We start from the raw sequence: 21318 nt of genomic DNA on the forward strand, positions 1-21318 counted from the left end.
GTGAGACCGCCCCCGCACGATCGAAGTCCCGCTACACTCCCGCCACCCGGCGAAAAGACCAGGTCAGACAGCGAAATCCTGCTGGAGTACTAGTGCTTACGGTCCTGACGCAACTGGCGCGGCTGCGTGAGAAAGCCGGGGACACTGAAGGAGCAGAGCAGCTGTACCAGCACCGGCATGCCGTCGACCCTGACGACCCCGTGGCCTTGAGGCGACTGGCGCAACTGCTGCAGCCTCCCCAACGGCGTTGGTATCGGCCCCTTGGCTGGCGGTGGCGCAGCTGGCCGACTCGCCGGAGATGATCGGATCTCCTGGCAGGAAATGGAGTGTTACGCGGTACGTGGTCTGGTGCTCAAGACCGAGATCACGGTTACCTTCTCCGCGGACGAGTAAGCGGCCGTCACCGAGCACGCCGCCACGCTCGACGCCGGCAACGGCGCGGATGGGAGAGACACCCTGCTCACGGTAGAGGCCGGGCCGCCCCTCCGTGAAGTGAACGGAAGCCTCCAGCAGGAGAGTTTCCCGCCGCACGGGGCGCCCCGCCGCGCGGCCGCTCCTGGCAGGGCCCGCCACCGCAGCGTCATCGCGTGCGAGGCGCACCCTGCCGCCGTCCCTCCACCGTCGGTCGGCGCGGTGGCCGCCCCGGCAGGCTGACAACGCTGGTGTGGTGCAGGGGACATGACGGCTCCCAGGTCGGCTGAGGCCCGTCGGTCGACGAGCCGCAGCGATCTTGGAAGAGGCGGGGGTTAGCCCCGCAAGTCTTGCCATCCGGGGCGTCTGGGAGGGGGATGCGGACTTGCCAAGGGCAGGGGATGCCGGACCCACCGCCGTGGCGGGTTAGACACTGGTGGTTACGTTCGATTAGATGATCACTGCGTAGTGTTACGCAAACAATTGGGCCGTCCTACTTGGAGGAACAGATGGCTTCCACGCCGAACCGGCCGTACGCCTCCGTGACCAGCGAGAGCGGGGTGAACATCCGTCAGTATCCGAGTGATGACTCCTCAAGGCTCGGCGTGCTGCACGCCGGGGAGAGGGTGGGCCTGCAGTGCAAGGTGCGTGCCACGTCATCGACGGCAACGAGATCTGGTACCTGCTCCGAGAGCGCGGCGGATGGATCTCAGGCAGGCACGCCGCGAACACCGGCAACGTCAATTGGGCCTCGGAGACCGCAAGCTGACGACAGAAGGTCACTTCGGCTGGGCAAGGCCGACCCAACTTCATCTCGCGTACCCGGCGTGATCACGACGGACTTCCGTCCTGCCCGGCCCCCTACCGGGCGGTTGGTCGTCGAGGGCGGCGCCGGGCCCGGTCGGCGGCCGCGTCCTCGGCGGCGAGTCGGGCGACCGTGCCCGCCAGGTCGAAGGGCGGATACACCGCCCGCCACGACGACGCCGCGGCGGTGAGCGGGCCGGTGCCGCCCACGGTCCGCCCGCGCGCGGCCCGGGCATCACCGGCGCGCCCTGCGTGGTCGGGTCGGGTTGTCCGCCCACGGCACCCCCGGGTCGATTCGGCGCGCAGCGCACCGAGGATGGCCGGGTGAGCACTCCAGAGGAGCCGTACCGACTCGAGATGGCCACCTTCTATGACCACGAGATGGCCCAACGGCTGTTGGCAAGGTACCTGCGAATTTGAGTTGGTTGCGCCTCGCCAGACCAGCCCAGGAAGCTCTGTGGAACAGTAGCGGGGGTCCCGCACACCTGGGCCCAGGCGCGAGCTGGCGCCCGGCGAGTGCCACCTATTCATCAGCCCTCGGCCTTCAAGGCAGTCGGTGGCAGAGCCACGCCCACAGGGCGTTGACCATCGCGCCGTGGTCACCAGCTCGAAACGCAGTCGGGCATCCAGGCAGGCAGATCTTGTCGAAGAGCGTCGGCGTCAGGTCCGGGTCCCGCAGGGTGTACCAGGTGAGGAGCACGACGACATCTCGAGGACGAGGAGATCGTCGCTGTCCTGAAGGGTGGGGCCGAGGCCGGAGCCTGACCGCGCGGCGGGCGGCCGGGTTCAGTCGGGCAAGCCGCCCAGGAAGTCGAGCAGTGCCGCGTTCACTTCGGCCGGGCGTTCTTGTTGGGTCCAGTGGCCGCAGCCGGGGAGGGTGACGGTGGGGTGGAGTGTCGGGTTCAGCTGCTGGAGTGCGGGCAGGAGCTGGTCCATGCCGGGGAAGACGCCCACCAGGTCGCGGTCGCCTACGACGTAGAGTGCGGGGACCTGGATCGGGAGGGCGTCCCAGGCCGCACCCAGTTCCCAGTTGCGGTCGATGTTGCGGTACAGGTTCAGACCGCCGGTGAAGCCGTTGTGCCGGTACTCCTCGGTGAACACCGCGATGTCGTCCTCGGTCAGCCAGGCCGGCAGTTCCTTCGGCTCGGCGAGGGTCTCCAGGAAGGTGCTGCCCGGGGGCACGAGGGGCTGCGGGGGCGGGTCGGTCTGGGGGTTGTCGCCGCTTGCTCCGTAGAGAAAGCGGCGGAAGGTGTTCTCCGGGGCCTCGGCGAACTCGGCGTCGGCCACGCCCGGTTGGCAGAAGTAGTTCTGGTAGAAGCGGCCGTCGAACATCTCCGACAGCGCGGTGAGCGGCGGGGTGTCCCCGGGGTCCGGCACCGGCGGCGGCACGCTCAGGCCTACGACGCCGCGCACCAGGTCCGGGCGCAGCTGCGCGGTGAGCCAGGCGACGGGGGCGCCCCAGTCGTGGCCGACCACGGCGAAGCGCTCGCGGTCCAACTGCCGTACCAGTGAGACGACATCGCCGACGAGGTTCGGCAGCGTGTACGCCTCGACGGGCGCCGGCGCGTCGCTGCGGGCGAAGCCGCGCTGGTCCGGGGCGACGGCGCGGTAGCCGGCCGCGGCGAGCGCGGTGAGCTGGTGGCGCCAGGAGTACCAGCACTCCGGGAAGCCGTGCAGCAGCACCACCAGCGGAGCGTCCTCGTCGCCCGCAGCCGCGTAGTGCAGGGTCAGGCCCTTGACCTTGATGCTGTGATGCTCCACGCCCTCGATGTGCGCCGCCACGGCCCCTCCTTGGATCGTGCTCCGTCAACTTCCGTCAGACTAGGCCCATGTGTCGCGCGGAACACTGAGCGTTTGCCATCTTCATGTTGAGGCGTAGTGGAGGACGAGCACAGCCTTCACGATGTCAGTGGGTGAGCTATCCTCCGCGCATGCGCGGACAGTTCACCGGCTGGCCGGAGCAGGCCATGGACGTGTTGTGGCAGCTCCAGGGCGAACCCACCCACGCGACCCGCGAGCGCTACCGCGCGGACCGCGAACGCCTGGTCCGGCAGCCGATGATCGCCCTGCTCAACGAGATCGCGGACACCGACCCTCGGTATGAGGACTTCTCCGTCTGGCACTATCGCACCGACTCCTGGTGGTGGCAGCACCAGGGCGCGGTGATCCGACTCGGCCGCAAGATCGAGATCAGTCTCCGATTCGCCCTGGACGGCCTGCGGATCCAGGGCGCCTGGTGGTACCCCGATCCCGGCCAGGTGGACATGTTCCGCAAAGCCGTCGCCTCCGAGCGGAGCGGACGCGAACTGTCCGCCATCGTCGAGGACGTGCGGAAGAAGGGCTACGACATCTCCGGGGACGTGATGAAACGCCCCCCGCGCGGCTATCCGATTGACCACCCCCGTACCAACCTGCTGCGCCACCGTTCGCTGATCGCCGCCCGTCCCCTCGGCTGCGAGGAGTGGCTGCACACCTCCGAGGCTGTCGACCGGGTCCTCTCGGCTGCCGCCGACTTGGACGCCCTGCTGATGTGGCTGGTCCGCCACGTGAAGCGCGCCGCCTGACATCACGAGGGCGCCGCACGGCACGGGAAGGCCGCACCCATGCCGCTGGCCCCCGCGCTCAGAAGGTGATGCGCACCTTCAGCGCCGACCGGTCGTCCATCGCCCGATATTCGTCCGGCACCTCGGCCAGGGGACAGCACGGTCGAAGACGGACCCCGGAGAACACATCCGGCAGCAGTTTGAGAATGCAGGCGCGGACCGGGGCGATGCCCCGCGCGGCGCGATGTTGCGGTCGAACATACGGCGGCAGAACGACCCCCGCGTTTCCCGCCGTACGGCACCCCCGCACAGCCGACCACATCGCCGTTCCGTCCCGGGTGGGACCCCGCGCGGCCGTGTGGCACGGTGCTGGGCCGCCTGATCAGTGATGAGGCTAACGGCGGAGATACGGTCGTATGGACCGCCAGACGCCGGGGTAGGGGGCTGGCGCGGATCCCGCCCATCCGCCCCTGTCCGGTGCCTGGCTTCGGGAACGGGAGAGCGGCGGCCTCGGTGCCGCTGCTCCACCCTTGCCGACCGGCGTCACATCCGATGCTCGAGGCCCTGAGTCTGGGCAGGTGCCGGGGAGCGCATCGCAGGGTCTTCCTTGTGCCGGGTCTCGCGCGACAGTGCCACCGTCCCCGCTGTGAGTCCGCTCGCCACCACCCCGCCCGCACCGTCCGCGAACTGGTCGACGAGACGGGCCTGGCCAAGAGCACCGTCGTACGGCTCGTGCACACGCTGGAGCAGTGCGGCCTGCTGTGGAGCCGCGGCGACGGCCGCACCGTGCCGGGCCCCGGCCTGCAGCGCTGGGGCGAACTGGCAAGCAGCACCTGGAAGCTGCCCGAGCCGGCTCTCTCCCTGTTGAAACAGCTCAGCGAAGCCAGTGGCGGCGAGGCGGTGCATCTCTACGTGCGTCAGCAGGGCGCCCTCGTATGCATCGCCCGACACGAGGGCACCCGCACACTGCGCCACGTCGTCCGCGTCGGCGAGGAGATGCCGCTGTGGTCCGGCGCCGCCAGCCACGTCCTGCTCTCCCGCGCCGAACGCGCCGACATCGAGACTGTCGCTGCCGGCGCCCCCCACGACAACTGGCCCGCGCTGCTGTGGGAGAGCGCAGCACGCCGCGGTGACGGGCTGGTCGGCCAGCCACGGAGAGCGCGAGACGGGCGTGTCCGGTGTCGCGGCGCCGGTCTTCGACAAGGGCGGGCGCGTCGTCGTCGCCCTCGCACTCGGCGGACCCACCACCCGCTTCACCGACGAGAGCGTCGCCGACTTCGCGAAGCTCCTCGTCGAGTCCGCCGCGGCACTCACCGCCCTCGACTGCATCGGAGGCACCACCAGATGAGCACGGCACTCCTGGAGGACATACGCGTCCTCGACCTCACCAACGTCCTCGCGGGTCCCTTCGCGGGCTACCAACTCGCCCTCCAGGGCGCAGACGTCCTGAAGATCGAGATGCCCGGATCTGGTGATCTGGCAGGCAGTTGGGCGCCGACCGCGCGCTGAGTGAGGACCTGCTCGGCGCCTCGTTCCTCGCTCAAAACGCCGGCAAGCGCTCCCTGACCCTGAACCTCAAGGACCCGGCGGGCAAGGAGGCCCTGCTGCGGGCCGTGCGCGACGCCGATGTCCTCGTGGAGAACTTCCGGCCCGGTGTGATGGACCGCCTCGGCGTCGGCTGGGAGACGCTGCGGCACGAGAACCCGGGCCTCGTCTACTGCGCCATCTCCGGCTTCGGGCAGACCGGGCCGATGCGCGAACGCCCTGCGTACGACCAGATCGTGCAGGGCCTCAGCGGCATGATGAGCGTCACCGGCACCCCCGACGTCACGCCGCTGCGCGCCGGGTTCCCCGTCGCGGACACCCTGGGCGGCATGGCGGCGGCGTACGCCATCGCGGCCGCGCTCGTGCGGCGCGCGCGAACGGGGGAGGGCGCCCTCCTCGACGTATCGATGCTGGAGGCCGCGCTCACTGCAATGGGCTGGGTCACCTCCAACTACCTGATCACCGGCCGCACCCCGCAGCCGATGGGCAACGAGAACTTCACCGCAGCCCCCTCCGGAACCTTCACCACCGCCGACGGACACCTCAACATCGCGGCCAACCGCCAGCAGCAGTTCGCGACCCTGTGCCGCCTCGTCGGCCGCGACGACCTCCTGACCAACCGCACTTCGCGCACCCCGCCGACCGCAAGACGCACCGCGACGAGCTGCGCGCCGAGGTCGAGGACGGGCTCGCACTGCGCACTGCGAAGGAGTGGGAGGAGATCCTCTCCGACGCGGGCGTCCCGGCGGCCCGCGTCCTGACCGTGCCGGACGCGCTCGGTCTGGACCAGCTGGCGGCCCGCGGCTTCGTCCACCGTCTCCCCTTCCCCGACGGACGCGACCGCTTGCTGGAGGTCCTCGGCAGCGCCATCCAAGTCGACGGCACACCGACAGGGCCGCACGCCCCGCCGCCGCTCCTCGGCGAGCACACGGACACGGTTCTGGCCGAACTCGGTTACGGGGCACGGTAGATCGAGGAAATGCGCGCGAAGGGAGCGGTGTGATGCCGGAAGGTTCCGAACCCACCGAGGGAACGCTGATCGAACAGGACAGAGTCACCGACTGGTGGTCCACGGCCGTGAGCCGCATCCGCCCCGGCGAGATCCTGCTGCGCGGCTACCCGGTCGAGCAGCTCATCGGCCGCATCACCTTCGCCGAACAGATCTGGTTGATGCTGCGCGGCGAACTGCCGACTCCCGCACAGGGCAGGCTCCTTGAGGCTGCCCTGGTCTCGGCAGTCGACCACGGACCGCAGGCGCCATCCATCGCCGCCGCCCGGATGGCCGCCACCTGCGGAGTCGGCCTCAACAGCGCGGTCGCCACCGGCGCCGGGCTACTCGGCGACACACACGGAGGGGCGGGCCAGCAGTGCATGCAAGTCCTGGAGCGCATCGTCACCGGCGCCCGACCTCGGGACATGGTCAGGGAGTTCAGGGAGCGCAAGGCGTACATCCCAGGCTTCGGTCACACCGTTTCCACCCGCACGACCCGCGCCGCGATCCGCTGCCCGCACTGGTGCGGGAGGCGGTGGAGGCGGGGAAGGTGCCAGGCCGGGCGCTGGCCGCCAGCCTCGCTCTGGAGACGGCCCTTGCGCAGGGCCGCACCCGCCCGGTTCCGATGAACATCGACGGGGCGACCACCATCATCTACGCCGAGCTGGGCTTCCCCGCCGAACTGGCACGCGGCCTGTTCGTCCTCTCGCGCAGCGTCGGAGTGCTGGCGCATGCCTGGGAGGAGTACGAGGGCGGGGCCCGGATCAAGGGACCGCTGCCCAGGCCGCTGCTCGCGGGCTACCACGGCGTGGCCCCGCGCGACCTGTTCATCTCGGAACATGCGCCGAGGCCGTAGCCAGAAGCCCGTCACGGACCGCTGGATGCGGGCGGCCGGGATGAACCCGTTCCGGCCGGGCCACGTCACAAGGGCAGACGACAGCAAGCTGCCGCTCTGTTCGTCCGGGAGGAAACATGCGCATCAGGGCATCACGCTTGATCGGTCTGCTGGCTGGGATCGCCTTGTCCGCTGTCGGCCTGGCGGCCGTCTCCGGTTGCGGCAGCCAGAAGGCGGCGGTCGGCGGTGATGCGGATGTACGCACAGACCGTGCCCGTCAAGTCGCCGCGGCCTGGGACGGCTCAACCGCAGCTGCCGCGTGGCGTGTCGACGTTCGGAAAGCGGATGGCTTCTCAGCGGGTGGTGCGGGTGGTGCGGGTGGTGCGGGTGGTGCGGGTGGGGAACCAGCGGGCGGCCCAATGCCGCAGCCGGTCGAAGCGGGTGGGGTGGGTGTGCCGCCAGGCGGTGGGGAACACGCCGTGCTCGGTGGGGAAGGACTGGGCCGCGCCGCAGGTGCACGTCCAGTCGTACGGCTCGGGGGCCGGGGCGTCGCGGGTGGAACGGGGAGGCCTACGCCAACAACCTGGGAATACCCGCTCCTTGATCGCGATGTCGGCGAAGACTAACCGGTCCAAGGCCGACCCTGCTGTCCTGGACGGTCCGATGCCCGCACTCTTCGCTCCGGTGGGTGCCGGCATCGCGAGGGGTCGGGGGCGGATTCTGCACTCTTCCCTTTGATTTCCATGTCCATGACACTGGCGTGTGACATCAACGCTGCTGCGACAGGTCCGTGAAAGGACGACGATGGCTTCCGCGTTCCCCTCTTCTTCCGCTCCGCGCCCGTTCGACCGCCGTACAGCACTGCGCGGGACGCTGGCCGCCGGCATCGGCGTCGTACTGGGCCCCGTTCTGGTGACGGGTGCCGCGCAGGCCTACTCCTGGTCGCGAACCCTGAGCCAGGGGTCCACCGGCGCCGACGTGACCGAGCTGCAGATCAGAGTTGCCGGGTGGGCCGCGGACAGCGCGAGCCAGAGCCGTGTGGCCGTGGACGGCGACTTCGGCTCGGGTACCGCAGCGGCGGTGCGCCGCTTCCAGGCCGCCTACGGACTCGCCGTCGACGGCAGCGCCGGGCCCGCGACCCAGGCGCAGCTCAACGCGCTTGAGCAGTCGGACAGTTCGACCGCGCACTTCGACTTCAGCGAGTTCACCGACCGGATCAGCGGCACTTTCTCCGGCGGCAAGCTGAGCGCGGCCGACGTCAAGGAGAACGTCCGCCGTGCGATGTACAAGCTGGAGGCGCTGCGCAAGAAGCTCGGCAACGTTGCGATCACGGTCAATTCCGGTTTCCGCAGCATCGCGCACAACGCCGACGTCGGCGGCGCCAGCGACAGCATGCATCTCTACGGCACGGCGGCCGACCTCGCCGTCTCTGGGGTGTCCAACAAGACCGTCTACCAGAGAGCGGAGACCTGCGGTTTCTCGGGCCTGGAGACGTACACCGCGGACCACCAGCACGTCGACAGCCGGGCGGACCTGGGCCGGGCGTGGTGGTGGGAGAACGGCACCGTTTAGCCTTGCTGCCGACCCCACCAAGAAATGATCCTGCTGGGGTCGGCAGTCAAGCCGAATCGACCCTCCCCGCCACCTGGGGTCCCGTCCCGCCAACTGCGCCTTGTGTTCACGCCTTGAGGATCGCGACCTGGCGTGCTCGGGTTGCCAGCTCCCGGACAGGGCGGGTTGCCGAGTGCCGGCGCATCTCTGCGCGCATCGTCTGGAAGTGGTCGTCGTCGCGGGCGCTGGAGACGTGTTCGTACTCGTCGAGGAATCGGCCCCATGATGCGCAGGCGGCGTCCAGATGCCCGTGGGCGAGATGGCGCTGGGCCAGCATCGCGTAGGAGTGCACCAGGCCTTGGCGCTCCTGCGGGGGCTGCACTCGGATCGACTGCTTGAGAGCTCTGATGCTGCCGGGGAGGTCTCGTTCCTCGTAGAGCACATGCGGAAGATGGGACAGCCACGCAGTCCGGTCGTAGCCGCCGATCGCGTCGCGCCGGTTGTCCGCCTTCGACAGCGCGTCCTCGGCCTCCCGCAGTCGGGTGTGGGCCTGGTGGCGGTCGCCGACCATGGAGGCAGCGTGCGCCTGTTGCCCGCGCAGGAACGCCACCAGGCGCGGACCGGCGGAGTGAGCTGCCAGCGCACCTTCACCACGATCCAGTCCCGCACGTACTCGCAGCGGTTGCCCTGGGCCGGCGGCATCCACGTAGATGGGTCCTGATCGGCCTTGCTCCGGTTCGACTTCGCTGACACGGCGATCAGGGAACGGTCGTCACCCAAGTCGTTGGCGTATGCCTGGCGCTCTGCTGCGCTCCAGTGGGAGGCGCCCGAGTCCCGGCTTCGGCGAGCGGTACGCGGTGATCGACGTCGAGGCCGCTTGCTCCGTCGATGTACTGGTCGTCGTACCCGGAGTACCAACGCCCGCCCGTGAGTTTGCACTTCGGGCCCTGCTCGGGCGTCATGAACGCTTCGGCCTTGAGGACTTCGGCCCGGGTGTTGCAGCCGTCCTTGTCGGCATCGATCCAGTGCTTGAAGCTGGTCCGCTGGTAGCCGGTGCGGTCCTCGTCCTTGACCGGCAGTACCTTGAGGGCGAACTGGAGCGGGGTGGTAATGACGTCACCGGTGCTGCCCAACGGGCCGGGCGCGGCGTGAGCGGCAGCTGAAGCGGGGAGAGCGAGTACGGCGACAGTGGCCATCAGGGTGGCTGCGCGGGCGATGATGTGCACGGAACTCCTCGAAGATCGCGAATGGGACGTGATCTTCGTAGCGAGTCAGCGATGCCAGACGTGCCGTAGACAGCTGTGGTGTCACCCCTGGGAGGGGTAAGTGCGATCGTCGGCGCGCGATCGGGCAGCCGTTGTTGATGCCGCTGCCCCTGGACGATGCTGTGGACCCGCAGCGATGTCACGCACGCCGGGACGCGGCTCACGCCGGAGGTGCCCGCGCACGGTGCCGCGTTCTTTCGGTTCACCTCTCGGTCGTAGGGACACTGTTCGGATGCGAACGACTCTGGTCGTGTGCGAGTGATCTGTAGAGAACCTGAACCGTGCCGTTGTGTCATGTTCCCGCCCGTGAGCCAGGACGAGGCGGACGAGCTACCGGACGACGCAGAGGATCGATGCTGGATGCGTACAGAGACGAAGACGCGTGCACAGAGGAGAACGAGACCGAGGTGGGCGGCGCTCGCGGCAGCCGCCGCCGTGATGCTGGGCACGGGGTTGATCTCCGCGCCGGCGTCGCATGCCGCGGACGACCCTGTGGACGTCGTCGTCGACGGCAACGACATACACGCCGACAACGTCAACGGCCTGACGTTCAAAGGCCTCGGCATTCTCAGCTGCAACAGTACGAGCAACCTGTTGATGGACTACAAGGCCGAGCACCCCGAGAGGTACTGGCAGCTCGTCCGGACCCTGTTCGGCGGTGCGAACCCTCTCATCAACCACGTCAAGGTCGAGATGGGGTCGGACACCAACACCTCCACCGGGTCCGACCCGGCGACCATGCGGACGGCGGACGAACTCGCCGACGCGTCCCGTTCCCCGGGGTTCCAGCTCGCTGCCGACGCCAAGACGGTGAACCCGGGGCTCAAGGTCTCCGTTCTGCGGTGGGAGATGCCGCAGTGGGTTCAGCAGGAGTGGAACAAGGGCACCGGTACCGATGAGATGTACCAGTGGTACAAGGAGACCATTCTCGACGTGTACCAGAAATACGGGTACATGGTCGACTACGTGAACCCCGACAAGAACGAGACGGGGACGCCGGACATCTCGTTCATCAAGTGGTACAAGAACGCGCTGACGAGCGATGAGGACTTCGCTGACGCGCGCTATGGAATTCCGGCCGGTGAGCGGGACAAGGTCGCCAAGGCCTACCACTCCATCAAGATCGTCGCTTCGGACGAGAACACCTCGAAGAAGATCGGTCCTGCGCTGCTCACCGACACCGAACTCTTCGGCATAGTCGACGCGGTGGGCTATCACTACAACACCGACGACCGGCTCGACGGGACCGCAGACAGTGCGACGTACCAGCCGTACACCAAGCTGGCGACCGGTGACACCCCGAACGGGCAGGACAAGGAAGTCTGGTACAGCGAGGGAACCGGGTCGTTCGGGTTCACCGACTACCGCGTGAACAACACCGAGGGGCCCGGCGGTACCAGTACCGGCATCGGTGGCGTGCAAAGCGCTCTCGACGTCGCCAATCGTGTCGTCAAGGGTTACGCCAATTCCAAGCGCACCCACTACATCTTCCAGCCCGCCATCGGGTCCTTCTACGAAGGCGCCCAGTACAGCCACAAAGAACTCGTCAGCGCGCGGGATCCGTGGTCGGGGTACCTGCATTACGACGCGGCGCTCTACGTCATGCAGCACTTCACCCAGTTCGCCAGGACGGGCTGGGAGAACGGCACGAACACGGCGGGGATCTGGCGCACGATTCCCGAGGCCAGTTACAGCGGCGTGAGCGGCACCGAGAACCTCGACGGCTCCAACGGCGCCCCCAGCTATATGACGTTGGCCGATCCGGCGAAGAAGGACTTCTCGACCGTCGTCGTCAACGACAGCGACCAGCCGAGGACCTATCGCATCAAGGCCGAGAATCTGCGGCTCGGCAGCGATTCGACGATGGAGGCGTGGGAGACCCGCGCGGCCGACGCCGGTGAGCGCTACGACGCCGACTTCAAGCACCTCGCCGGGGAGATCCGGCCGGACGGCGAGGGCACGTACACGTACACGGTGAAGCCGCGGTCCATCACCACCCTCACGACGCTCGACAAGAGCGGTGACGCGGCCACGAAGCAGCGGCTGCCCCAGTCCGGTGAACGCGCCGTCCTCGACACCGACGCGGGCGGCAAGCGCAACGACACCCACGACAGGTACCTGTACGCGGATGACTTCGCGTACGACGAAGAGGGCAAGGTCCGCGTCGGGAACTCGTCCCAGCCCTACCTCGCCTCGCGCGGCAACCAGCCCCGCTACATGGTCGACCAGACCGGCGCGTGGGAGGTGGGCAACGACGGTGTGCTGTACCAGTACATGGACCAGTCCATGAAGGACACCGCCGCCTGGAACAAGAACACCCCCAACACCACCGTCGGCGACTTCCGCTGGGAGAACTACAAGGCTTCCGTGGACGTGTCGTTCCCGGACGCGGGCGGTGGGCTCGCGGCGCTCGGTGTGCGGCAGCAGAAGGGCATGGCGATCAGTGATGCCGCCTACAACCTGCGGATCGGGGCCGATGGCGCCTGGACGTTCTATGAGTACGGGATCGTCCTCGCGCAGGGGAAGGTCGCCGCGGCCGACCGGTACCGGCTCGCCGTCGAGACGAAAGGGGCGACGGTCAGCGCCTTCGTGGACGGTCAGCAGGTCGCGACGTACGACGACCCGACACCGGAGACCGAAGGGCGCGTCAAGCTCGGCAGCGACTTCCACAAGACGGGCTTCGACAATCTGAAGGTGGAGAAGGTGGGCGGCTACGCGCCTTACGCCACCAATCAGTTGGACAACATGGACAGCTCGGTCACGTACGAAGGGGACTGGAGCCGGAAGGCGTCCGCCGGTGATGCCATGGACTGGTACCGGTCGACGTCCACCAGCGCGACGGCCGGCTCGTCCGTCACCGTTCCGTTCCGCGGTACGGGGCTCGATGTCATCGGGGGCAACGACGGGAGCGCCGTCGTCGATGTGTACGTGGACGGGAAGCTCGTCGCCAAGGACGCCACGACCCGTGCCACCGACAAGCGTCTGGCGACGTACGCCTTGCGCGGGCTGCCGGACGGCAGGCACACGGTGAGAGTCGTGCTCGTGTCCGGGAAGCTCGTGCTCGACGCTTTCAACACTGCTTCCGGCGGGCGCGTCGACGGCGTGGTCGACACGCAGCCGATCCGTGCCGCCCTGGACGCGGTCGGGACACCGGACGAGAGCGACTACACCGCCGCGTCGTGGTCGCTGTTCGGTTACTCCTTTGCCGCCGCGAAGGCCGCCGCGGACGGGCAGAGCGGGCTCGACACCGTCGGCGTCGAGCAGGTCGCGGGCCGGTTGCGGGCGGCCTACGGGCAGCTGGTCTCCCGGTAGGCGATTCTCAGCGTACGAAGGGCCCTCCCGGCGGCGCTGTCGTCGGGAGCGATGACGAGCGGATCATCAACTCCGGGAGGATGAGCGCCCGTTGGGCTGGGCGGCGGCTGCCTTCGAGGAGGCGCGCCACCATCATCTCGACGGCCGTGCGGCCCACCATCGCCTTGGGTGGGCGCACGGCCGTGATCGCGGGATCGGCGAGATGGGCGACCTCGTCGTCGTAGCTGACGAGCGCCAGGTCGTCGGGGACGCGGATGCCCTGCTCGGTGAGGTACTGGACGACCGAGAGCGCGTCGGGGTCGCTGTGCACGATCAGTGCCGTGATGCGGGAGCGGCGGCAGCCGTCGAGGATGTCGGCGATGATCCGGCGGTGTCCGGGGACGTCCAGGGAGACGCTCTCGCGGATCAGGAAGTCGGCGGACAGGCCGAGTTCGGCGCAGGTGCGGTGCCAGCCCACGGCCAGGTGGGCCGAGGTGGGGCTGCCCTTGGAGAGAACCAGCCCGATGTTGCGGTGGCCGAGCGTGTGGAGGTGGCGGACCGCCATCTCCAGGCCGGTCGCATGGTCGCTGCGCACCGATTCGAGCTGGTGCGGCGTCGGCGTCCAGTCAGGGGTCTTGCGCTCCACGAAGACGACGGGGACCGGAAGTTTGCCGATCCAGTCGATCATCTCGTGTCGGCCGGGGCCCTCCAGGTTCGGAGCGAGCAGCAGCCCTTGCACCTGGCCCGACTCGGTCAGCCGGACGATCTGCCGTCGGTCCTCGGCCTGGTCGTAACTGGAGCCGCGCAGCTGGACATTGACCCCGTGCGCCGCTGCCGCGTTGCGGACGCCGCTGACGATGTGCGGCCAGTAGAAGTCGAGGGACGGCACGACCATCCCGATCGTGAACGCGGGCATCGCGAGACGGCGTCTGCGCACCGGCTCCTGGTCCAGGGCGGAGGGGAGTGTTGCGCCGCCGTGCACCCGGGTCAGCAGGCCGCGGTCGGCGAGGGCCGCGATGTCGCGGCGGATCGTCAGTTCGCTGACCGACAGTTCCTGGGCGAGTTCGCGGACGCGAACCGCGCCGTGCAGTCTGAGCTGGTCCATCAGGCGTTCGCGGCGTTGCGTGGCGAAGAGCTGGTCCCCGCCTGTGGGTATGGCTGGGTCCGGCATGGCGTGTCCCCTCCCGTCCGGCGCCGAGCCCGGCGCGATGTTCGAATCTGTTCAGGTTGTTTCGTCTGTGGTCGAGCTCTGGTGAACATGTGCGAGCGACCACTATCTCTGACTCAGCGTCTTCTGGCTGGAACTCGCCGGAAACATGGATGGCACCTGCTGAGCGAGCGGTGCCCAAAGGCAGAGGAGCCCGCACCGCATGCAGACCAAGGCCCGCGCTCTGGTCGTGATGAGCAGGTCCAGCTTCGAGGCACACTTCGACCGGGACCGGCTGCGCCGCCTCGTCGACCTCGTCGCCCTCGACGAGCCCTGCTGGACGGACGAGCTCGACAGCGCCCGCTCCCGCGCACGCCTGGCCCGCGCCGACGTGCTGCTCACGTCCTGGGGCGCTCCCGCCCTGACCCCGCAGCGGCTCGCCGCGGCACCCCGGCTGCGGGCCGTGCTGCACGGCGCGGGCAGCGTCCGCGACCTGGTCGACGAGGAGGTGTGGCGGCGCGGGATCCAGGTGACCAGTGCCGCCGACGCCAACGCCGTACCGGTCGCCGAATACACCCTCGCCGCGATCATCTTCGCCGGGAAGAAGGCGCCGTTCCTCGCCGCCGACGAGGAGCGCGCGTACGGGGGCTGGGGCTCGGTCACCGGCTATGGCGACCTGTCCAACTTCCGGCGGACCGTCGGCATCGTCGGCTTCTCGCGGATCGGCCGGCAGGTCGTCGAGCTGCTCAAGGTGTTGCGCGGTACCACCTGCCTGGTCGCCGACCCGTACGCGGACCCGGACGAGGTGGCCCGCGCGGGCGCGACCCTCGTACCGCTGGAGGAGATGCTGCCGGGCGTCAGCGTCCTGTCCGTGCACGCTCCCGAGACGCCCGAGACACGACACCTCATCGGCGCCGAACAGCTGCGCCTGCTCCCGGACTTCGCGACGGTCATCAACACCGCGCGCGGCTCTCTCGTCGACTCCGAGGCGCTGGCCGCCGAGTGCGCCGCCCGCCGGCTCTTCGCGATCCTCGACGTCACCGAACCGGAGCCGCTGCCCGCCGACTCGCCGCTGCGCAGCCTCGCCCGCGTGATGATCACGCCGCACATCGCCGGATCCCTGGGCACCGAGATCGGCCGCCTCACCGACCACGTCCTCGACGAACTCGCCCGCTGGACCGCCCGCAAACCGCTGCGGGCCGAGGTCACCGCGGAGAGCTGGGCCCTGGGCCTCAGCGCCTGAACAGCCGGCCTTCGATACTTGCCGCCCCCCTTCCTCAATTGCTCCACCCACGAGCTCAAAGGAGAGCCGCCGCAATGAAGTTGAAGAAGAACCTCGCCCGCATCGCGCCGCTGGTCGTTGCAGCGACGCTCACTGCCACCGCCTGCGACGCCAGCGGCACGGACAGCTCCACGTCGTCCGACGGCAAGACCGTCGTGAAGATCGCGCTGTGGAACTACAAGACGACGCCCGAGTTCAAGGCCCTCATAGAGGGCTTCGAGGCCAAGAACCCCGACATCGACTTGCAGCCGGTCGACATCCTCGCCGACAACTACCCGGACAAGATCACCACGATGCTGGCGGGCGGTGACACCACTGACATCCTCACGATGAAGAACGTCACCGACTACGCCCGTTACGCCACCCGCGGCCAGCTCCTGCCGCTGACCGATGAGGCGTCCAAGCTCGACAAGGCGTCGTACTCCGGTCTCCGCGAATACGACCTCCAGGGCAAGTACTACGCCCTGCCGTACCGCTCGGACTTCTGGGCCCTCTTCTACAACAAGGACATGGTCGGCGACACCGACATGTCCCACCTGACCTGGGACGACTACGCGAAGCTCGCCAAGAAGTTCACCAAGGGCTCGGGCTCCGACAAGGTCTACGGCACCTACCTGCACATCTGGCGCTCCGTCGTCCAGGCCATCTCCTCCGCGCAGACCGGCGGCGACCAGCTCGGCGGCGACTACGCGTTCTTCAAGGACCAGTACGAGATGGCCCTCGACCTGCAGAAGTCGAAGGCGACGCTGCCCTTCGCCACCGCCTCCAGCAACCAGATCACCTACGACTCCCAGCTGACCACCGGCAAGGCCGCGATGGTCCCGATGGGCTCCTGGTGGGCTGCGGCGCTGCTCGCCGAGGCGAAGCAGGGCAAGAACGACATCAAATGGGGCATGGCGCCGATGCCGCAGATCAAGAACGACGGCAAGACTGTCACCTTCGGTTCGCCGACCGCGTTCGCCGTCAACAAGAAGGCCAAGAACGCGGACGCCGCCAAGAAGTTCGTCACCTGGGCCTCGGGCCCCGAAGGCGCCGCCGCCGTCGCGAAGATCGGTGTCACGCCCGCCTACAGCAGCGGCAAGATCCTCGACACGTTCTTCTCCGTCGACGGCATGCCGACCGACGAGGTGTCCCGCAAGGCGATGCAGCCCGACACGGTGAAGCTGGAGATGCCGGTCAGCGACAAGTCCTCCGACGTGGACCAGATCCTCAAGGAGGAGCACGAGATGATCATGAGCGGTGAGAAGTCGGTCGACGCGGGCATCAAGGAGATGGACCAGCGTGTGAAGGACGAAGTTCAGTGAGTGCACCCACCACCACTGTCGAGCACGCGTCCTCCGGCGCTTCCGCGGCCCACCGGGCCGCCGCGAAGCGCCGGCGGCGGCGCACCACCCTCATCGGCTGGTCGTTCATCCTCCCCAACTTCCTGGGGTTCGCCGCCCTCACCCTCGTCCCGGTGCTCGGCGCGCTCGCCATCTCCTTCACCCACTGGGACTCGTACTCCGCCCCGAAGTGGGCGGGCCTGGACAACTTCGAGCGGCTGTGGAACGACTCCAACTTCTGGGCCGCCCTGGAGAACACCTTCTACTACGCGGCCGGCCACATCCCGCTGACCCTCGTGGTCTCGCTCGGCCTCGCCGTCCTGCTCAACCAGAAGCTGCGCGGCGTGCACGTCCTGCGGACCGCGTTCTTCTTCCCGTACATCACCTCGCTCGTCGCCGTCGCCGTGGTGTGGAACATGCTGCTGAGCCCCGATTCGGGCCCGGTCAACCAGTTCCTGAACTTCATCGGCATCGACAACCCGCCGGGCTGGACCAGCGACCAGGACTGGGCTATGCCCGCGCTGATCATCGCGAGCGTGTGGCGCGACATGGGCTACTACATGGTGCTGTTCCTCGCCGGACTGCAGACCGTCCCGGCCGAGCTGTACGAGGCGGCGCGGATGGACGGCGCGGGCCCCTGGCAGCGGTTCTGGCACGTCACCCTGCCGGGCCTGCGGCCCACCACCTTCTTCGTCACCGTCATGATCACGGTCTCCAGCTTCAAGGTCTTCGACCTGGTGCAGGTCATGACCGAGGGCGGTCCGGGACGCTCCACCCTCGTCCTGTCCCAGCTGATCTTCCGTGAGGGCATCACGCAGGGCCGCTTCGGCTACGCCTCGGCGGTCTCGCTCGCGCTGTTCCTGATCTGCCTGGTGATCACGGTGATCCAGTTCCAGATGCAGCGAAGGAGCGAGCGATGAACACCACCGTGCTGCGCAAGGACGGCGGTACGTCCACGCGCCCGGCGCCGACCGAGGTCCCCGCCGCGCACCGACGCTCCGGCGCGTCGAGGACCGCCGCGCAGATCGCCCTGTACGTGCTGCTCGCCGTGGTGGCGCTCGCGGTGCTGCTGCCCTTCATCTGGATGCTGATCTCGTCGGCCAAGGACGACCGTGATGTGTTCACGGTGCCGATCCAGTGGATCCCCGACGAGTTCAAGTGGAGCAATTTCACCAGCATTTGGACGCGGGTGCCGTTCGGCGCCTACCTCGGCAACTCATTCTTCCTGAGCGTCGTCATCACGTTCCTCCAGGTGCTCACCGGCAGCTTCGCGGCGTACGGCTTCGCCAAGATGCGCTTCCCGGGCCGGGATCTGCTGTTCACCGGCTACATCGCGACGATCGCGGTGCCCTGGCAGGCGTACATGGTGCCCCAGTACGTGATCATGCAGAAGCTCGGCCTGGTCAACTCGTACACGTCCCTGATCCTGTTGCAGGCGTTCGGCGCGTTCGGTGTCTTCCTGATGCGGCAGTTCTATCTGACGATCCCGGACGAGATCAGCGAGGCGGCCCGCCTCGACGGCCTCACCGAATACGGGATCTGGGCGCGGATCGTGCTCCCGCTGTCCAAGCCGGCCCTCGCCAGCCTCGCGCTGCTGACGTTCGTGAACACCTGGAACGACTACATGGGTCCGTTCATCTACCTCACGGACAACCGCCTGTGGACCGTCCAGCTGGGGCTGCGCGCCTTCATCGGCCAGTACGACGCCGAGTCCGCGATGATCATGACGGGTTCGGTCCTCTCCGTGGTGCCGGTGCTCGCGGTGTTCCTGCTCGGCCAGCGCTACTTCGTGGCCGGTATCGCGACCACGGGCGTGAAGGGGTGAGCCCGGTGGCGGCCTCCTCGGGCGTCCGGCGCCCGCGGATCAACGTGGCATACGGGTCATGGGAGTTGATCTGGTCCCACGTCCACCGCGTCCTCGTCGTCAACCTCGGGATCGCGGTGACGAACCTGCCCCTGCTGGCCGCGCTGCAGCTGACGCATCAGCCGTGGCGCCATCCGATGGCGTTCACGCTGATGCTGCTGGCGCTGCCCGGGCCGTCGATCGCCGCCGCATACGCGTATCTCGGGGAGTCGACGGGAGCGGGGGAGGAGCAGGTACCGGTGCGGGAGTTCTTCCGGTCCTACCGGCGGCTGTACCGGCGGGCCGTGCTGGTGTCGGCGCCCTTCGTGCTGCTCGTGATCGCCGCGGTGGCGGACGTTGTGACGCTGCGAACTGCCGTGGTGGGGGCGGCAGTTGTGCCGATCGCCGTGGTCGTCGCGGTGGTAGCGGTCGCCGCCTGGCCGGTCGCGCTCGCGCAGGTGGCCGGGGGAGGGGCGCTGGGGCGGCGGCTCTTCCTGCTGGCGCCGTACGCGGCACTGCGGCGCATACTGCTCACTGTGCTGAACCTGGCACTGGCGGCGGTGACCCTGCTGCTCGTCAATCAGGCGCCGTTGATGGGGCTCGCCGTGCTGCCGGGGTGCGCGCTGTTCGTGACGTGGCGCAACTGCCGCGTCATGCTGTCGGTCGAGGGTGGGCCCGCTGTGAGAGAAGGGAAGAGCGATGTCCCCGACACCGCCGCGGTGTGAGGAGTTGCCGCAGGACCTGCGGGCCGGGATCCGTGCGGCGGCCGACACCGCGCGCAGTACGCCCCTGCCGGAGCTTCCCTTCTCCGCGTACCGCCGCTTCGAGGACGACGGCGACCGGCTCGCGTACGAGGATTCGTACTTCCGGCGCCGCGCGCTGGTGACAGCACTGGCCGCCGAGGCGCTCATCGACCCGAAGGCCCGACTCGGCGCGCTGGAAGACATGTTGTGGGCCGTCTGCGACGAGTACACCTGGGCGCTGCCCGCGCACGAGATGCACGCGACGCGCTTCGAGCGGGGCATGGACCAGTGTCTCGACCTGTTCGCCGCGCTCACCGCGCACCTGCTCGCCGAGACGGTGCGCAACTGCGGCGACCGGCTCGATCCGCGCGTCGCCGCCCGCGTGCGCGACCAGGTCGACCATCGCGTCCTCACGCTCCTCGCCGACGACGACCGGCCGCTCGTGTGGGAGGGCTGGCCGCACAACTGGGCCGCCGTGTGCGGCGGCGCCGCGGGCCTCGCCGCGCTGGCCCTGTGGGAACCGGGACCGCGCCTGACCCGGGTCGTCGACCGGTGCCGGGCCGCCCAGCTCACGTACCTCAGCGGCTTCGGCGACGACGGCGGCTGCGCGGAAGGCGTGGGCTACTGGGTGTTCGGGTTCTCGCACTTCGTCTACTTCGCCGAGGAGTTGAGGGAGGCGACCGGGGAGGATCTCCTAGCACAGCCCAAAGTGGCGGCCATCGCACGGTTCCCCTCGGCGGTGCACCTGGGCGACGGTCTCTTCCCCGCCTTCTCCGACGCGGACGAACGGTCTCGCATCCCCGCAGGACTCGCGGCCCGGCTGGAACAACGGCTCGGTGTGCGCGTCCCGGCGGAGGCCGTCGAGAAGGACACCCTCGCGTGGCGCGACTGGGGCGACATCTCCAGGACCCTGCGCTGGGGCACACCGGAGTCCGCCCCCGCACCGGACGCCGCGCCCTCCACCACCCACCTCCCCGACCTGGCCTGGACGGTCGACCGGGGAGCAGGTGTCGCCTTTGCGGCCAAGGGCGGCCACAACGACGAGCCCCACAACCACAACGACCTCGGCCAGTTCATCCTCGCCGCCCACGGCGAGGTGCTGCTCGCGGACCTGGGCGCCGGGGAGTACCGCAAGGGGTACTTCGACGACGCCACCCGGTACGCGTATCTGCACACGTCCCCCCGGGGGCACTCCGTACCGCGCGTCGACGGGCACGAGCAGTCGGCGGGCGGCGCCCGCGTCGCGCGGCTCCTCGACCACCACCTCACCGACAGTGGCGTCGACGTGAGCCTCGATATCACCCGGGCCTACGAGGTGGAGGGTCTGACGGCGCTGCGCCGCGCCTTCTCCTGGCGGCGCGACAGCCGACAGCTGCTGCTCGTCGACGAGGTCGAGACGGAGCGGCCGATGCGGCTGGACGAAGGGTTCGTCAGCCGCCTGCGGCCCGAGGTCGGATCGGGGTGGGTGAGGTGGCGAGGAGCCGCGGCACAGGCCCGCCTGGCCCTGCCCGACGGCTGCACCCCGCAGACGGAAGAGGTGCACACCACCGACCACGGGGGTGCTCCCGACACGGTGTATCTGCTGAACCTGCGGTTCGAGCTTGCGGAAGGGCGCACACGCCAGTCGTTCGCCTTCGAAGTTGTCAGCGGCGACTCCTAGCCTGCGCAGATGGTTGACGACTCTTCGCGATCCTGCAGAAGGCTGCCACCACGAGCCCCGGCCCCCGGGCCGTCCGGCGCGGTTC

General features: G+C 68.9%; 20 protein-coding genes and 3 pseudogenes. 17 read left to right on the forward strand and 6 right to left on the reverse strand.

What is annotated here, in order from left to right; genetic code table 11:
• The first annotated feature begins 92 nt into the window (after window positions 1-92).
• The gene (locus ACZ67T_RS43255; protein ID WP_469992228.1) at window positions 93-302 is read left to right on the forward strand and encodes a tetratricopeptide repeat protein; all 210 of its coding nucleotides are present in this window, start codon (window positions 93-95) and stop codon (window positions 300-302) included.
• A 970-nt stretch (window positions 303-1272) separates the two neighbouring features.
• Here the strand turns inward: ACZ67T_RS43255 and ACZ67T_RS43260 are convergent.
• Window positions 1273-1425: a hypothetical protein gene (locus ACZ67T_RS43260; protein WP_469992186.1), complete on the reverse strand. Its 153-nt coding sequence runs from the start codon at window positions 1423-1425 to the stop codon at window positions 1273-1275.
• Window positions 1426-2001: 576 nt separating this feature from the next.
• Window positions 2002-2997, reverse strand: a complete 996-nt coding sequence (locus tag ACZ67T_RS43265; protein ID WP_469992188.1) for an alpha/beta fold hydrolase — start codon at window positions 2995-2997, stop codon at window positions 2002-2004.
• Window positions 2998-3146: 149 nt separating this feature from the next.
• Between ACZ67T_RS43265 and ACZ67T_RS43270 the strand changes: the two genes are divergently transcribed.
• The 7 genes and pseudogenes from ACZ67T_RS43270 (at window position 3147) to ACZ67T_RS43300 (ending at window position 7150) form a co-directional block, all read left to right on the forward strand.
• Entirely contained in the window at window positions 3147-3779 is a 633-nt protein-coding gene (locus tag ACZ67T_RS43270; protein WP_469992190.1) for a DUF2461 family protein, read from the forward strand.
• Between the two features lie 531 nt (window positions 3780-4310).
• Window positions 4311-4766, forward strand: a pseudogene (locus tag ACZ67T_RS43275) (helix-turn-helix domain-containing protein); the annotation flags it as partial.
• A gap of 121 nt (window positions 4767-4887) precedes the next feature.
• Window positions 4888-5106, forward strand: coding sequence for an IclR family transcriptional regulator domain-containing protein (locus tag ACZ67T_RS43280; RefSeq protein WP_469992192.1), 219 nt, complete (start codon window positions 4888-4890; stop codon window positions 5104-5106).
• The gene (locus tag ACZ67T_RS43285; protein ID WP_469992229.1) at window positions 5103-5267 is read left to right on the forward strand and encodes a CoA transferase; all 165 of its coding nucleotides are present in this window, start codon (window positions 5103-5105) and stop codon (window positions 5265-5267) included. The genes ACZ67T_RS43280 and ACZ67T_RS43285 overlap by 4 nt, the downstream gene beginning before the upstream one ends.
• A pseudogene (locus tag ACZ67T_RS43290) lies at window positions 5246-6273 on the forward strand (CaiB/BaiF CoA transferase family protein). The gene ACZ67T_RS43285 and the pseudogene ACZ67T_RS43290 overlap by 22 nt, the downstream one beginning before the upstream one ends.
• Window positions 6274-6305: 32 nt before the next feature.
• Window positions 6306-6923: a citrate/2-methylcitrate synthase gene (locus ACZ67T_RS43295; RefSeq protein WP_469992194.1), complete on the forward strand. Its 618-nt coding sequence runs from the start codon at window positions 6306-6308 to the stop codon at window positions 6921-6923.
• A complete protein-coding gene (locus ACZ67T_RS43300) occupies window positions 6845-7150 on the forward strand; it encodes a citrate/2-methylcitrate synthase (RefSeq protein WP_469992196.1) in 306 nt (101 codons plus the stop codon). The genes ACZ67T_RS43295 and ACZ67T_RS43300 overlap by 79 nt, the downstream gene beginning before the upstream one ends.
• 332 nt (window positions 7151-7482) lie before the next feature.
• On the opposite strand, the gene ACZ67T_RS43305 is transcribed toward ACZ67T_RS43300, so the two are convergent.
• Window positions 7483-7764 (reverse strand): hypothetical protein, encoded by a 282-nt coding sequence (locus ACZ67T_RS43305; protein WP_469992198.1) that lies wholly within the window; start codon window positions 7762-7764, stop codon window positions 7483-7485.
• 169 nt (window positions 7765-7933) lie between these two features.
• On the opposite strand from ACZ67T_RS43305, the gene ACZ67T_RS43310 reads away from it, so the two are divergent.
• On the forward strand, window positions 7934-8701 hold the full coding sequence (locus ACZ67T_RS43310; RefSeq protein WP_469992200.1) for a D-Ala-D-Ala carboxypeptidase family metallohydrolase: 768 nt from the start codon (window positions 7934-7936) through the stop codon (window positions 8699-8701).
• A 106-nt stretch (window positions 8702-8807) separates the two neighbouring features.
• On the opposite strand, the pseudogene ACZ67T_RS43315 reads toward ACZ67T_RS43310, so the two are convergent.
• Window positions 8808-9323 (reverse strand): annotated as a pseudogene (locus ACZ67T_RS43315) (hypothetical protein); the annotation flags it as partial.
• Here ACZ67T_RS43315 and ACZ67T_RS43320 point away from each other — a divergent pair.
• On the forward strand, window positions 9261-9401 hold the full coding sequence (locus ACZ67T_RS43320; RefSeq protein WP_469992231.1) for a hypothetical protein: 141 nt from the start codon (window positions 9261-9263) through the stop codon (window positions 9399-9401). The pseudogene ACZ67T_RS43315 and the gene ACZ67T_RS43320 sit on opposite strands and share 63 nt — an antisense overlap.
• Window positions 9402-9438: 37 nt before the next feature.
• On the opposite strand, the gene ACZ67T_RS43325 is transcribed toward ACZ67T_RS43320, so the two are convergent.
• A complete protein-coding gene (locus ACZ67T_RS43325) occupies window positions 9439-9906 on the reverse strand; it encodes a hypothetical protein (RefSeq protein ID WP_469992201.1) in 468 nt (155 codons plus the stop codon).
• 399 nt (window positions 9907-10305) lie between these two features.
• On the opposite strand from ACZ67T_RS43325, the gene ACZ67T_RS43330 reads away from it, so the two are divergent.
• The gene (locus ACZ67T_RS43330) at window positions 10306-13257 is read left to right on the forward strand and encodes a GH59 galactosidase (protein ID WP_469992203.1); all 2952 of its coding nucleotides are present in this window, start codon (window positions 10306-10308) and stop codon (window positions 13255-13257) included.
• Between the two features lie 7 nt (window positions 13258-13264).
• Here the strand turns inward: ACZ67T_RS43330 and ACZ67T_RS43335 are convergent, their stop codons facing one another.
• Window positions 13265-14407, reverse strand: a complete 1143-nt coding sequence (locus tag ACZ67T_RS43335; RefSeq protein ID WP_469992204.1) for a LacI family DNA-binding transcriptional regulator — start codon at window positions 14405-14407, stop codon at window positions 13265-13267.
• Between the two features lie 199 nt (window positions 14408-14606).
• On the opposite strand from ACZ67T_RS43335, the gene ACZ67T_RS43340 reads away from it, so the two are divergent.
• From ACZ67T_RS43340 to ACZ67T_RS43365, 6 genes are all read left to right on the forward strand, one after another.
• Window positions 14607-15626: a hydroxyacid dehydrogenase gene (locus tag ACZ67T_RS43340; protein ID WP_469992206.1), complete on the forward strand. Its 1020-nt coding sequence runs from the start codon at window positions 14607-14609 to the stop codon at window positions 15624-15626.
• A gap of 74 nt (window positions 15627-15700) precedes the next feature.
• Complete coding sequence (locus tag ACZ67T_RS43345; protein WP_469992208.1) at window positions 15701-16969, forward strand: extracellular solute-binding protein; 1269 nt, start codon at window positions 15701-15703, stop codon at window positions 16967-16969.
• On the forward strand, window positions 16966-17907 hold the full coding sequence (locus tag ACZ67T_RS43350; RefSeq protein ID WP_469992210.1) for a carbohydrate ABC transporter permease: 942 nt from the start codon (window positions 16966-16968) through the stop codon (window positions 17905-17907). The genes ACZ67T_RS43345 and ACZ67T_RS43350 overlap by 4 nt, the downstream gene beginning before the upstream one ends.
• The gene (locus ACZ67T_RS43355; RefSeq protein WP_469992212.1) at window positions 17904-18812 is read left to right on the forward strand and encodes a carbohydrate ABC transporter permease; all 909 of its coding nucleotides are present in this window, start codon (window positions 17904-17906) and stop codon (window positions 18810-18812) included. Before ACZ67T_RS43350 ends, ACZ67T_RS43355 begins: the two co-directional genes overlap by 4 nt.
• A 5-nt stretch (window positions 18813-18817) precedes the next feature.
• Window positions 18818-19555 carry a hypothetical protein gene (locus ACZ67T_RS43360; protein WP_469992214.1) on the forward strand — a complete coding sequence of 246 codons (738 nt, stop codon included), beginning with the start codon at window positions 18818-18820 and terminating at the stop codon, window positions 19553-19555.
• Window positions 19530-21233 (forward strand): heparinase II/III domain-containing protein, encoded by a 1704-nt coding sequence (locus tag ACZ67T_RS43365; RefSeq protein ID WP_469992216.1) that lies wholly within the window; start codon window positions 19530-19532, stop codon window positions 21231-21233. Before ACZ67T_RS43360 ends, ACZ67T_RS43365 begins: the two co-directional genes overlap by 26 nt.
• Window positions 21234-21318 lie beyond the last annotated feature (85 nt).

Source organism: Streptomyces sp. NPDC107517, from assembly GCF_055582645.1.

Excerpts from the sequence above, each read along its gene's own strand:
- ACZ67T_RS43270 (WP_469992190.1), top strand. The coding sequence starts at position 3,147 with ATGCGCGGACAGTTCACCGGCTGGCCGGAGCAGGCCATGGACGTGTTG.
- ACZ67T_RS43285 (WP_469992229.1), top strand. The coding sequence starts at position 5,103 with ATGAGCACGGCACTCCTGGAGGACATACGCGTCCTCGACCTCACCAAC.
- ACZ67T_RS43295 (WP_469992194.1), top strand. The coding sequence starts at position 6,306 with ATGCCGGAAGGTTCCGAACCCACCGAGGGAACGCTGATCGAACAGGAC.
- ACZ67T_RS43310 (WP_469992200.1), top strand. The coding sequence starts at position 7,934 with ATGGCTTCCGCGTTCCCCTCTTCTTCCGCTCCGCGCCCGTTCGACCGC.
- ACZ67T_RS43330 (WP_469992203.1), top strand. The coding sequence starts at position 10,306 with ATGCGTACAGAGACGAAGACGCGTGCACAGAGGAGAACGAGACCGAGG.
- ACZ67T_RS43335 (WP_469992204.1), bottom strand. The coding sequence starts at position 14,407 with ATGCCGGACCCAGCCATACCCACAGGCGGGGACCAGCTCTTCGCCACG.
- ACZ67T_RS43340 (WP_469992206.1), top strand. The coding sequence starts at position 14,607 with ATGCAGACCAAGGCCCGCGCTCTGGTCGTGATGAGCAGGTCCAGCTTC.
- ACZ67T_RS43345 (WP_469992208.1), top strand. The coding sequence starts at position 15,701 with ATGAAGTTGAAGAAGAACCTCGCCCGCATCGCGCCGCTGGTCGTTGCA.
- ACZ67T_RS43355 (WP_469992212.1), top strand. The coding sequence starts at position 17,904 with ATGAACACCACCGTGCTGCGCAAGGACGGCGGTACGTCCACGCGCCCG.
- ACZ67T_RS43365 (WP_469992216.1), top strand. The coding sequence starts at position 19,530 with ATGTCCCCGACACCGCCGCGGTGTGAGGAGTTGCCGCAGGACCTGCGG.